The organism is Halodesulfovibrio spirochaetisodalis, assembly GCF_001672295.1.
GTDB classification, from domain to species: Bacteria; Desulfobacterota; Desulfovibrionia; order Desulfovibrionales; family Desulfovibrionaceae; genus Halodesulfovibrio; species Halodesulfovibrio spirochaetisodalis.
The window spans coordinates 1-12,975 of the sequence record NZ_JXMS01000005.1 but is presented as its reverse complement, the minus strand read 5'-3'; the positions used below and the strand labels follow the sequence as shown (position 1 = coordinate 12,975).

General features: G+C 47.1%; 9 protein-coding genes and 1 riboswitch. Of the genes, 6 read left to right on the top strand and 3 right to left on the bottom strand.

From position 1 onward, the window contains the following. The first annotated feature begins 9 nt into the window (after window positions 1–9). The 4 genes from SP90_RS04060 (at window position 10) to SP90_RS04040 (ending at window position 7,553) form a co-directional block, all read left to right on the top strand. Window positions 10–2,697 (top strand): glycosyltransferase, encoded by a 2,688-nt coding sequence (locus SP90_RS04060; RefSeq protein WP_066852886.1) that lies wholly within the window; start codon window positions 10–12, stop codon window positions 2,695–2,697. A 594-nt stretch (window positions 2,698–3,291) separates the two neighbouring features. Then, the gene (gene fdnG / locus SP90_RS04050) at window positions 3,292–6,342 is read left to right on the top strand and encodes a formate dehydrogenase-N subunit alpha (protein ID WP_082936284.1); all 3,051 of its coding nucleotides are present in this window, start codon (window positions 3,292–3,294) and stop codon (window positions 6,340–6,342) included. A gap of 2 nt (window positions 6,343–6,344) precedes the next feature. Continuing rightward, window positions 6,345–7,094, top strand: a complete 750-nt coding sequence (locus SP90_RS04045) for a 4Fe-4S dicluster domain-containing protein (protein ID WP_066853092.1) — start codon at window positions 6,345–6,347, stop codon at window positions 7,092–7,094. Window positions 7,095–7,109: 15 nt separating this feature from the next. After that, on the top strand, window positions 7,110–7,553 hold the full coding sequence (locus SP90_RS04040; protein ID WP_066852880.1) for a cytochrome c3 family protein: 444 nt from the start codon (window positions 7,110–7,112) through the stop codon (window positions 7,551–7,553). Between the two features lie 182 nt (window positions 7,554–7,735). On the opposite strand, the gene SP90_RS04035 is transcribed toward SP90_RS04040, so the two are convergent. Beyond that, the gene (locus SP90_RS04035; protein WP_066852878.1) at window positions 7,736–8,179 is read right to left on the bottom strand and encodes a hypothetical protein; all 444 of its coding nucleotides are present in this window, start codon (window positions 8,177–8,179) and stop codon (window positions 7,736–7,738) included. A gap of 265 nt (window positions 8,180–8,444) precedes the next feature. Beyond that, window positions 8,445–9,356, bottom strand: coding sequence for an SAM-dependent methyltransferase (locus tag SP90_RS04030; RefSeq protein ID WP_066852876.1), 912 nt, complete (start codon window positions 9,354–9,356; stop codon window positions 8,445–8,447). A gap of 763 nt (window positions 9,357–10,119) precedes the next feature. Here SP90_RS04030 and SP90_RS04025 point away from each other — a divergent pair. Together SP90_RS04025 and SP90_RS04020 are read left to right on the top strand one after the other, a co-directional pair. After that, the gene (locus SP90_RS04025) at window positions 10,120–10,713 is read left to right on the top strand and encodes a tRNA (mnm(5)s(2)U34)-methyltransferase (protein ID WP_066852874.1); all 594 of its coding nucleotides are present in this window, start codon (window positions 10,120–10,122) and stop codon (window positions 10,711–10,713) included. A gap of 24 nt (window positions 10,714–10,737) precedes the next feature. Further along, the gene (locus SP90_RS04020) at window positions 10,738–10,974 is read left to right on the top strand and encodes a hypothetical protein (protein ID WP_066852872.1); all 237 of its coding nucleotides are present in this window, start codon (window positions 10,738–10,740) and stop codon (window positions 10,972–10,974) included. 235 nt (window positions 10,975–11,209) lie between these two features. On the opposite strand, the gene SP90_RS04015 is transcribed toward SP90_RS04020, so the two are convergent. After that, window positions 11,210–12,598, bottom strand: a complete 1,389-nt coding sequence (locus SP90_RS04015; protein ID WP_066852870.1) for an alanine/glycine:cation symporter family protein — start codon at window positions 12,596–12,598, stop codon at window positions 11,210–11,212. A 103-nt stretch (window positions 12,599–12,701) separates the two neighbouring features. Next, window positions 12,702–12,802: riboswitch (glycine riboswitch) on the bottom strand. Window positions 12,803–12,975: the final 173 nt, after the last annotated feature.

Sequence of the window (12,975 nt, the reverse complement as noted above, 5' to 3'; positions counted from 1 at the left end):
GGGGGGATTATGAATATGCATACCCAAGCTTTTCAGCGCAAAGCCACAAGACAGACAGTGAAAACCTCGCTCAAGACGAGTGCTGTATACGTTGTCGCTGTTGTCAGTGTCCTTTGGGGATTGCCGGACAGGGCGTGGAGTTTTTCTTCACATTCTGTTGTGGCAGTAACCTTGTTCGGCCTTTGGCGGTATTCGTGGCAGTTACTTCATTGTTACCGTAGTTACCGCTACAGAAAATCTGTTTTTCCTTCACTGCGGGCTGCGGCGGATGCTGTGGCTAATCCTATGCCCAAGCGGCTGTATATAATGATTCCTTCGTATAAAGAGGAATATCGTGTTTCCAGAATGGTGTTTCAGGCACTTGTACGGGAGGTGCGGGAGCTACCGTGTGATGTGTTCTTTGTTGTAAGTGTTTCCGGCAGTGACGAGGCTGCGTTTATTTCGAGAGTCGTCAATGAGGAGCCCGGGGGGGGAAAGCTACATCTGACATTCATGTACCAGAAGGACGGAAAGCGCATGGCAATGGGGCATGCCCTACGTGCTATTGCCCGTGACTATAACGGGCTTGGGGGATGGCATGTCGACTCCGATAATGATCTGGTGGTGTTTATGGATGGGGATACCCTGTTGCTGCCGGACACTCTAAAAAAATGTCTCCCGTTTTTTAAATCAAACCCGCGTCTCGGGGCACTGACAACGGACAATCTGCCGTTGCAGGAAGGCGAAGATTCTATTTTTAAGGATTGGTATGCGTTGAAATTTATTCAGCGCCACCACCTGTTTAATTCGCATTCCATGTCAAAACGAGTCCTTACTGTAACAGGTCGTTTTTCTATATACAAAGCATCTGTGGTGCTTACGGAAGAGTTTATCCGTTTTGTGGAAGCAGATCATCTGCAAAGCTGGATGTTCGGGCGTATCCGTTTTCTCATGGGGGATGATAAGTCCACGTGGTTTTATCTGCTTAAGAACGGATATGAAATGTTCTATGTGCCAGATGCTCCAGTCGTCGCAATTGAGGCAAGGCAGGAGCGGTTTATAGCAACCAGTATTTCACTCATGACTCGCTGGTACGGGAATATGCTGCGCAATAATGCCCGTGCAATACAGCTTGGGCCAAAGCCGATGGGGCGGTTTATCTGGTGGTGCATTATTGACCAGCGACTTACTGTATGGACACCTCTTGTGGGGCCGTCCAGCGCGCTGATGCTCGCGATATTCGCTTCTCCTTACTACCTTGTTTACTATTGCTGCTGGGTTGTTGTGACAAGGTTGACTCTTTTTTGGGCATATGTGCTGCAAGGCTTTGAGTTACGGATACCTCATTTGCCGTTGATGCTTTACAATCAGTGGGTTGGAGCCGCGATTAAAATTTTCTCCGTGTATAACCTTGATGTGCAGGTGTGGCAAAAAACGAAGAGCGCAAAACAGAAAGCTGGCGGACAGAATCTGGGTATGCACGAAGTGCGTAGTTATTTTAAAAAATGGATGATTGCGGTCAATGTCCTTCTCCTTCTCTTTTTGAGCGGATTGGGGAACGGGGCGTTGGAGGTAACTCCCATTGTCCGCTCGTTATTTTGGGATGTGCACGCATTTGCATCAGGCAAAGAACATCTTTCAGAAATTGTACTTGCGGTGCAGACCGGCGATGATGCTGGTAAGGCAATTATGCAGGCAATTAAAGAGACAGCATTCTCTGAATCAATACGAATAGTAATTCCTGCAGGACGATTCTATGTTGATACGCCTGTGCGTATTACTCGCAGCAATGTTACCCTCGCGGGAAGCGGTATAGAGGCAACGGTACTTGTGTCACGTCTGAGGAGTGAAGACAGTGCAGTGGTTGCGGTAGCAGGCTCGCGAGGCGCAAAAGTGACGGACTTGTCGGAAGAGTATCAAAAAGGGGATAAGGTATTACGTGCGCGGACTGCAAACTTGCAGACCGAGATGCCTGTTTGGATTTCGACTCCTAACGATGAGACTTTCTTTAACAGTATTAACGCGGTGCATTGGCGCAGGCAATATCCATATCTCAGGCAGTATATAGGGGTGGTATCAGAAAAAGGGGAAGATGGCTTTGTGTTGAGCGAGATGCCTAAAACTTCATTTCCTTCGGGGGCAAAAGTCTATGAACCGTATATGCCGCAACACGTAACACTCTCTGACTTCACAATACAGCAGGACGTTTCTGGTATGAACCGGAGCGAAGTTGTTGCTGTGTATGAGAATGTTGTTCCGGAGTATGCCGTTGACGGGATTCAGTTTAAGTGGGCACGTAATTGTACAGTGGAAAATGTAAAAGTGCTTATGGCAGGGCGGCATCCTTTGGCGTTGGATAGCTGTCTGCAGATTGCGATTCGTAATATATACATAGACGGGGCATGGAATAAGGGAAAGAAAGGGAACGGCTATGTTCGTATTGCCCGCAGTTTTTACTGTACCATTACAGATTCGGTTATAAAAAACATACGGCATTTAGCGTTTCAGTGGTCAAGTGCGGATAACGTGGTGTCAGATTCTGTTATTGAAACAGACGTGAATTTTCATGGAGGATTCAGCCAGCATAATAGCGTGCGTAACTCACAAATACATCCACCAGCCGGACATCCTTGGGGAGAAGTAACACGTATGCCTGAGGGGGGAGCTGCGTACGCTCCACCGGATGGTGATGGCAATATCGTGCTTGAATCTAGGTAGGAATATGTATTTTACATAAAAAAGAGTGCAAAAAAAATTGTACTCTTTTTTTTATATATTGAAACAGGATTCTTGCTTACGGTTTGGCACAGAGTTGTTTTGCATTTAACGTAACAAAATATAACGGTAAAATATAAAATGAAAACGTTTTGCAAGTAAAATATACATCGGAAAATAGATAAAATTATGTTTGGCTACGGTTTTTTGCCGTGTTGACACTGTATTGCTTTTTTTGTTTTACACATACGCCTCGTATATTCTCATATCAGTGCAAAAAAGAGTGTGCACGTTACGTTTATATAGTAGTAAAAGAGCAATACTGCGTTTGTTTGAAGGTCAAGCGAGTTATTGTAAAGTGTTTTTGCTTAGTACCATATCAACGCATATAGTAAAAAAGGTGGAATGCGTTGTTGTGTTACATGAAAAAAGACATGCTTTTGCATAATCTCTTGCAATAATATGTATCGAGATGTTTTTTTACTATATATAAGGGTATTTTTTCGTTCTTTTTGCACCGGACAATGCAGACAGTTGTGGAAGTGTCTGTGTTGTGCTGAATATACGTGTTTTCTTTATATTTGAGTTGTTACGGAGTTGCAAATGCAAAGAAGAACGTTTTTGAAAACAACTGCAGCAGCAGTCACTGCAACCGCATTTACAGGATTGGGGCCTGCATTTGCGTTGGATAATGTAGTGAAAGAAGCTGGTGAGTGTAAAATTCAGTGGAGTAAACAGACCACATCTATTTGTGCGTTTTGTTCCGTAGGGTGTGGTCTGGTGGTTCACGCCAACAAATCAACCGGTCGCGTTGTGAATGTGGAAGGTAACAGCGATCACCCGATTAACCGTGGTTCTCTTTGTGCAAAAGGGGCAAGCTCCATCCAGATGACTGTAAACGCGGACAGACCTACCAAGTGTATGTACCGCGCGCCATACAGTGATAGCTTTGAAGTGAAGGATTGGGAGTGGTGTAAGAAACGTATTGCTAAGCTTATCAAAAAATCTCGCGATGAGTCTTTTGAAAAGAAAAATGCAGACGGCAACGTAGTTAACCGCACAATGGGCATTGCCTCCTTAGGCTCTGCCGCTCTTGATAACGAAGAATGCTATGCAATGCATTCGTTCATGCGTTCCCTTGGTCTGGTGTATGTGGAACACCAGGCACGTATCTGACACAGCGCAACTGTAGCGGCTCTGGGAGAGTCGTTCGGACGCGGTGCGATGACCAACCACTGGAATGATTTACAGAACAGTGATTGCATTTTGATTATGGGCAGTAACCCTGCCGAAAACCATCCTATTTCTTTCAAGTGGGTTACCAAGGCGCAGCGCGCCGGAGCAAAGGTAATTCATGTTGACCCTCGTTTTACTCGTACCTCTGCACGTTCAGATATGTATGCCGCGCTTCGTTCCGGTACTGACATTGCCGTGCTCGGCGGTATGATCAACTACATTCTGCAAAATAAGAAATACTTCACCGAATACATGGTGGAATATACCAACGCATCGTTCATTGTTGGTGAAGATTTTGACTTTAAAGATGGGCTGTTTACCGGTTTTGACCCAGCAACCCGTTCGTATGACAAGTCTAAATGGTCATTCGAGCTGGATAGCAAGGGTAACCCTAAGCAGGACAAGTCACTGGCACATCCGCGTAGCGTATTCCAGATTATGAAGAAGCATTACGGGCGGTATACCCTCGACAAGGTTTCTTCCATGTCCGGCGTTTCAGTACAAGACCTCAAAGAATTGTACGAATTATATGCAGCAACAGGTACAGCCAAAAAAGCCGGTACCATCATGTATGCTATGGGTTGGACACAGCACTCTGTTGGCGTGCAGAACATTCGTGCAATGGCAATTATTCAGCTTATGTTGGGTAACATGGGTGTTGCAGGCGGCGGTGTAAACGCGCTGCGCGGCGAGTGTAACGTGCAGGGCTCTACTGACTACGCGCTGCTGTACCACATCCTTCCGGGGTACCTCAAAACTCCGCTTGCTGGTCAGGATACTCTTGAGCAGTACAACAAAGCATTTACTCCGGTTTCCAATGATCCGAAAAGTGCTAACTGGTGGAGCAACTACCCTAAGTATTCTGCAAGCCTTATCAAGGCGATGTACGAAAATGATGATCCGAAAGACGCGTACAACTACCTGCCGCGTCTCGATTCTCATAAAGCCAGCCAGTACTCATGGTTGCCTCTCATCGACCGCATGGCAGACGGTAAGTTTTCCGGTGCGCTTATCTGGGGCATGAACCCTGCCTGTTCCGGCTCTGATTCTGAAAAGACCCGTAAGGCTCTTGGTAAATTGGACTGGATGGTGAACGTAAACCTGTTTACCTGTGAGACAAGCGACTTCTGGAAAGGGCCGAATATGGACCCTAAGTCTGTGAAGACTGAAACCTTCTTCTTACCATGTGCATCTGCCATTGAAAAAGAGGGCTCCGTTTCTAACTCAGGTCGCTGGATGCAATGGCGCTACAAAGCTCAGGAGCCGCAGGACGGTGTACTGACTGATGGCCATTACTTCCATGAACTGTGGGAAGAGCTTGTACACCTCTACGAAGAAGAGGGCGGCGTCTACCCTGAGCCTATTACGCACCTTACTTTTAATAGAATGTGTGAAGCAGATGAAAATGGAAAATACCATTTCAGTGCCCAGCAGACTGCGCGTCTGTGTAACGGCTGGTTTACCCGTGATGTTGAAGTAAAAGGTAAAAAGTTCAAGAAGGGACAGCAGGTTCCGAGTTTTGCTTACCTTCAGGATGATGGTTCCACCACCTCCGGTAACTGGTTGTACTGTAACTCGTACACAGATGAAGGAAACAAGGCAGAGCGTCACGACAGCACCCAGACAGAAGAACAGGCACGTATTGGCCTGTATCCTAACTGGACATGGTGCTGGCCTGTAAACCGCCGCATCATTTACAACAGAGCTTCCTGTGATCCAAAGGGCAACCCGTGGAATCCGGAAAAAGCTGTTATCAAGTGGAACGGGGAAAAGTGGATCGGAGACGTGCCGGATGGCGGATGGGCTCCGGGTACTAAGCATCCGTTTATCATGCTCAAGCACGGTATGGGGCAGTTGTTCGGTCCGGGACGTGTAGACGGCCCGCTTCCTGAATACTATGAGCCGCTTGAGTGTCCTGTGGAAACACACGCATTCTCCAAGCAGTTACACAACCCTACAGCGGTACATTTTGAAGATGAAGAAAAGGCCGTTGCAGATGAACGCTTCCCGTTCGTTGCGTCTACCTACCGTGTGACAGAGCACTGGCAGACAGGTTCCATGACCCGCTGGATGAGCTGGCTTGTGGAAACCGAACCGCAGATGTTTGTTGAAATCAGCCCTCAGCTTGCAAAACTGCGCGGTTTTGAGAACGGCGAAAAAGTCGTTGTTGAAAGCGTACGCGGTTCCTTGTGGGCAATTGCAATGGTGACTGACCGTATCCAGCCGTACAAGATTGCCGGAAAAGAAGTGCACATGGTTGGTATGCCTTGGCACTATGGCTGGGTGACACCGAAAGACGGTGGTGATTCTGCAAACTTGGTGACTCCGAACGTGGGTGACCCGAACACCGGTATTCCAGAGTACAAAGCCTTTATGGTGAACGTGCGTAAATGGAAGGAGGGTGATGCGTAATGATGAAAGGTAAAGCTTTTTTTGTAGATCTTACCCTGTGCACCGCATGCCGCGGGTGTCAGGTTGCCTGCAAACAGTGGAAAGACCTGCCTGCTGAGGAAACCCGTAACGTAGGCTCTCATCAGAACCCACAGGACTTGTCTTCAAAAACTATCCGTCTTGTACGCTTTAATGAAGTTAAAGAAGACGGCAAGTTGAAGTGGCTGTTCTTCCCTGAACAGTGCCGCCATTGCGTTGAGCCGCCATGTAAATACATTGGCAACATGTACGCAAAGGGTGCTGTGAAGCAGGATCCTGCTACGGGTGCTGTTATTATGACAGACAATACCAAAGGTATGTCCCGTCTTGAGAGCTGGGAAATCTGCCCGTACAACGTTCCGCGTCGTGATGCCGAAACAGGCATCTGGAACAAGTGCGATATGTGCATTAACCGCATCAGCAAAGGTATGCTTCCTGCTTGTGTAAAGAGTTGTCCGACCGGAACCATGAACTTTGGTGACAGGGATGAAATGCTTGCACTGGCAAATGCCCGTCTGAAAGAGGTGCAGAAAACAAATCCTGATGCATATCTGGCAGACCCTGAGCATGTACGTGTAATTTACCTGTGCGATTCAGCACCGGAAAACTATTACAGTAACCTTGTTGCTGCATCTGACCAGCATGAAATGCTCATGGCAGCTGCACCTAAGTCAAAAACCGTAAGCCGTCGCGGTATGCTGAAAAGCATTCTGAACGGAAGCGAAAACGCATAATACAAGGGAGATAGCATGAAAAAAATATGTATCATTTGTCTGCTTTGTATGAGCGTGATGGCAACCGCTGCGCTTGCAGAGGAAGAAGTGACTTCAGGGCCGGACGATATTGTTATCAACCGTATTCAGGGCCACAGTAAACGTGACCTTTCTGTTACGTTTAACCACTCCAGCCACGAAGGGTATTCTTGTAATACCTGCCATCATAAGTGGAAGGACCCTGAAGCAAAAGCAAAGTTCAGTGCACCGGTTCGCAATGCAAAGCCGCCGAAAGGGTGTGTGTCTTGTCATAACAACACCACCTTGGAAAAAAGTAACAAGTGGCGTTCGTACTTCCGTGCAATGCACAAAAAAGGCGTACGACCTTCCTGTCTGTCTTGCCACCTTGAAGAGTTTGGTAAGGATAAAGACATGACCGGCTGTTACGAGTCTGCGTGTCACCCTGACGGGCTGTACTAATTCGCACAATAAATCAAATTGTTGTGTTCGCTTGATTGCCGCAACAATATGAACAGTAAAAATCCTCCGTAGAGTTATTCTGCGGAGGATTTTTTTGGCGCTATAAACTGAGTTTCTATCAATAAACGATAGTAGTGAGCAGAAACGAAATTTCTATGAGCAGCTTGGAGCAGTACGGCTGCCTATGCAAGGTAGCCGTTATCCGGCATTACGGTAATTGTTTCGGAGTCAATGCCGTCTTGCAGGGTGATGGTTACATCATGCGAAAGCGGTGTGTTTCCGGTGCTGTCAGTGCATAGTCCACCCTCTTTGTTGAAGTAGAGGGTAAAATTGGAAATAGTTATGCTTCCCTGAAGACGGTAAATGTCATCTGTACCGGGAAGTGGAGAACGGTTGTCCGGTGATTGCTCAAAAAGGAAGTAGCCAATGTTACGGCTGCTTTGTAAGCCATAAATATTGCTGTAAGACTGGGCGAAGGTTTGGGCATGACGAATGTGCATGCGCAGGATTTCTGCCGCACCTGTGAGGCTTTGCTCGTCGGGCGTAAGTTTAGAGAGGATTACTGTGGTGATGAATCCCGCTAAGATAAGAATGGCCAAGATTTCCGGCAGAGTGAAAACATGCATGCACGTCTCCTGAGATCACAAAGTGTTGTCTATATATGCCCGTTATCCTTCTTGTGTATTGATATGGTTGCGTAAAAGCTAAGCCCAAACACCTGTCCCATTGTGTCTGGTTTAGCCAGCCTGTATCTTTTGAGTAAAGTTTTCTTGGGCTTCCTGCAACCGTTTCCTGTTCTTCAGGGTATTCTTTGGTGTCTGTGATGGTACCATAAACAAATCCGCTGCAACACCTGTTGCAGCGGATTTGTTATTTACGAATATACGTTGATTATTTTTCCCATTCTTCCAGCTTAACCCATGTGACCTCATGCTTGTTGCACGAAAGGTGGATGATTTTGGAATTGGGAATTTGCTTGAATTTTTCCAGCGTGGCGTAGTCTGTTTCGCCCTGAAACTTGATGGTGCAGGCAAAGTTGCGGCATTCACCATGTTCAAGCCAGCGTTCAACAAGTGTGTAGAGACGTTCCGGATAGCAGATAACATCGCTGAAAAGCCAGTCGATCTTTCCTGCATGTCGAGGGTCAAGTCCGAATGCGCTGCCGGTGCAGAAGTTCACATTAGGCATGGCACCAATGCGCGGGGTGATCTCTGCCTTGTCCACGCTGAACACATGCGCACCGGTATTCGCAATAACCCATGTCCAACCGCCGGGACAGCTACCCAGATCAAGACACAGTTCACCTTTTTTCGGGCTACGTTCAAGCAGGGTAAAGAGTTCCCAGAGTTTTAAGTAAGCACGGGTTGGAGAAGTTTCTTTGTCTTCAACAAAATTTAATTCTCCGTCGGGATATGGGCTTGTGCAACGACTGGCAGCAATAATGGTGTCCGGCTCCCAGAGAGTCCATGAACCCAGTGGCGCAGTAGGCTTAGGCGCACCGTATTCAATACGCTTCGCAGAAACATGCGGCAGCTTGGCTTGAATAAGCTTGGCGCGGCGGTGATTGTCCACACTGTGGAGCCACCAGTTACGCTGCATAGCTTTCAACTGTTTTGCACCGTCTCCGATGGAACTGATTGGGATTTCAACAGGGTTCAACCAGATATTTTGTGCCCAGACAGTCTTTTGTACGCCGCCTTTGGCGATGAACAACCGTCCTTTGTGCGCAACAATATTGGAAAGCTCTTTTTCAAGCTCGTGTTCAAACCCGCGCGGGGCAAGATATAGCGTTGTATTATTCATAGTAGGTAGATACCGTCTCTGCAAAATTTTCGGCGGATTGCCGGAACGAACTGCGGTGTACCTTACCGGTGCAGGGTAGGCAAGAAGGAGAATGCATTGTATATGCCGCAGAGAATAGTGATTTTAGAATAACATTCTGTTTTTGCAACTCAATTTTGATTTGATGCTTAGTGTGCAGAGCACATAAAAAAACGAGAAGTGCCTGCTCTGCACTTCTCGTTCTTTTTATTCCCCTCCTGGGTACTGTTCCTGCTCAAAACAGTAGCCGGAGCTGATCGGGATGAAGGTAAAATATATATTGTCGCGTCTGCGCTTTCTTTCTTAAGGGGGGCGGCATGCCTGCCGCCCCAACGGGAGTAGGTGTTTCAGTCGTTTACTTTTAAGAGGTGTGCGTTTTACGCATTCTCGAGTATTAACGATGCTCGATCGTTAGATGGATACTTTTTATTGCTCTCTATGTTAACAATCACGGAGTGTGATGTGATTGGTTTCGTCTGTTGTTTTCTTTATAGCAGAGAGTGTGCCAAAACTTATTAATTAAATAAAACAGTATGTTGTGTTGTTAACGGAGTTCATTGGTTGTGCAACTTGTGCAAGAAACTGTGTGCACAAATTGCTTTTTTTTGCACATTGTGCACTGGTTGGAAGATTGTTGATGTGGTGCAACAGGGTGTATTGTGATTATTTATGAGATCACGTATTTTTCCTCGATATTATTCAAAGACAGTGATCCGTAGTTGGTCAAATTTATGCAGGAGTTTTCATGCGCCCTCGGCACATTCCTTCTATATTACAGTTTACAAAAACAATCTGGTTGCAGGCGGCGGAGTGCTGGAGAGAAAAACAGCATACAGCTGTCGTTGTTGACGGCACCGTAGGAAATGGACACGACACTTTGTTTCTTGCCGAACTTGTTGGCGAACGTGGTCATGTGTACGGTTTTGATGTGCAGGAGTCCGGCCTTGCCAATGCGCAGGAGCGGTTAGAAACGGCACAGGTTGCTGAACATGCAACGTTGTTCCATGCAGGGCACGAGACCGTGGCAGATAAATTACCTGAGGGAACTCTTGTTTCCGGTGCCATGTACAATCTTGGCTATCTTCCAGGGAGTGACCATGCTGTTATTACCCGTGCAAGGACAACTATAGCTTCGCTTCAGGCTTTGCTTCCTGTTTTGATGCCTAACGGTATTATTACCGTACATATTTACACTGGGCATGAGGGCGGAACAGCTGAAGGTGACGAAGTGATGGCATGGTCAAAAACATTATCGTGGAAAGAGTATCGTGTCGGCAGGTACGATTTTCCAAATAAAGAGATCAATAAAGAACATCTGCTTGTGATTGAAAAATTGTAGCAAGCCGCAGCAAAAGGATTTTGTATGTCTGAAGAAAAAATTTGGCCTGACAAGACAGATACTGATTTATGGGAAGAAGTACGTGCTGCCATGATTGAAAAACATGGTGACAGGTTTGATGACGCGCATATGCGTAAGGTTTTTGATCTTACTTGCGACCATTTTGAAGATTATGTTTCCAAAAGTCGTTTTTTTAAAAAAGCGCTCATGAACTGTGTATGGGAACGACCTATTATTTCAAAAGAGCAGCAGGTGTATTAGGCAGATTGCTGCGATCTTTTTTGCGCACCGGTATCCTCATATATGTTGAGGATGCTCGTTGATACCTCCGGTGCGCATGCGGTAATAAGGAAAGGGATGCTCCGCAATTGCGGGGCATCCCTTTTTAGTATTTTTGAGGACAGCACCATACTGCAACCGGTTGTCCAGAGAGAGCAAAGGAGATGAGAGGAATCTGGAGTCGGCTGAAAGTTTGAGTTGCTGCCTCAAAAGAGTATTACATTTCAGTGAGTACAGCGTCTGCTTCTTTTGGAGCAGTTTCATTTGCAAAGTAACTGCGGGTTTCGCTGATAACAACGCCTGAGAGGCCGAGCAACCCGATAAGGTTCGGAATAGCCATCAGACCGTTTACGATATCAGCAAGAATCCAGATAAGCTCAAGCTTAAGGAATGCACCGCAAGCGATCAGTGCGATGTACACAAGGCGGTACGGCAAAATAGCCTTAACACCGAAAAGGTACGCTGTGCAGCGCTCTCCGTAGTAGTTCCAGCCGATAATGGTAGTGAAGGCAAAGAACATAAGGCCGATGGTTACAGCGTATTTACCGAGATCACTACCGAGTCCCATTGCAAAGGCGGTGTTGGTCATAGCTGCACCGGCAAGCCCCGGAGTATTCCATGCACCGGTAAGCACAAGTACGATACCTGTCATAGTGCACACAATAATGGTGTCAAAGAAGGTGCCTGTCATGGCAATGAGTCCCTGACGTACGCAGGAGTCTGTCTGTGCGGCAGCAGCGGCGATAGGTGCAGAACCGAGACCGGATTCGTTAGAGAAGACGCCACGGGCAACCCCGTTACGCATTACCATGAGCACTGTGATACCGGTCGCGCCTCCGAATGCAGCAGACGGGTTGAAAGCACTGTCGATAATCAGGCCGATAACCGCAGGGATTTCTGAAAGGTTGAGCAGAATGATAGCTACGGAAGTTACGATGTAGAGTGCAGCCATTAAAGGAACAATACGGCTTGCTACTGCTGCAATGGAGCGGATACCGCCAAGAGTTACGATTGCCACAAGCACGGTAAGAAGAACCGCAGTAATCCAGATTGGCATATCAAACGTAAGGCTTGCTGCATCAGCAATGGCGTTTACCTGTGCAAAAGTACCGATGCCGAAGAAAGCAACCCCGATACCGAACAAGGCAAACATGCGGGCGAGCAGTTTGTTGTTTAATCCGCGTTCAAGGTAGTACATAGGGCCGCCGGCCATCTGACCGTTTTCATCTGTGACACGGTATTTGATTGCAAGCAGAGCTTCTGCATATTTGGTTGCCATGCCGAAAAAGGCTGCTACCCACATCCAGAAAAGTGCACCGGGGCCGCCAGCTGCAATGGCAGTAGCAACACCGACGATATTACCGGTACCGATTGTCGCGGAAAGAGCCGTACATAAGGCTGCGAATGGTGTGACGTCACCTTTTTTCCCAGATGAGTTACGGGAAGCAGGTGAAAATACCAGCTTAAGTGCTGTAGGCAGGTGGACAACCTGTAACGCGCCGAGGCGGATGGTAAGAAAGAGGCCGGTTCCTACAAGCAGGATAAGAAGCGGTGGTCCCCATACGAGGGAATCAATTGTGTTGAGCAGTTCAGTGATGTTTTGCATCTCGTCTCCTAAAAAATTAATTAATCAGGATGGATGAGATGAGTCTCTGAGCGGAAGGGAATAGATAGGCGCAGCCACAGGGGCATAGATGCACCTGTGCTGTTACACTCACTCTGTCCTTGGTACCTGAGAGTTTCACCTTGCACGGCAAGGCTTGCTCCTTCGGTGCTCCGCAACATGCGAAGTCTCTCCAGAGGCTCGTCAGGAAGCAGTCCTTTTGCCTGAAAGATTTACTTCTTCGGCGGTGCCTTGCGGCACTCTCTCCTGCAACCGTCATCCGAAATTGTGAAAGGGCTGTTTATATAACCAGATAAAATTTGGCAAGAAGAAAGCGGATCAAAAATGAAGTGAACACACTATTTCAAGAAATCTAAATA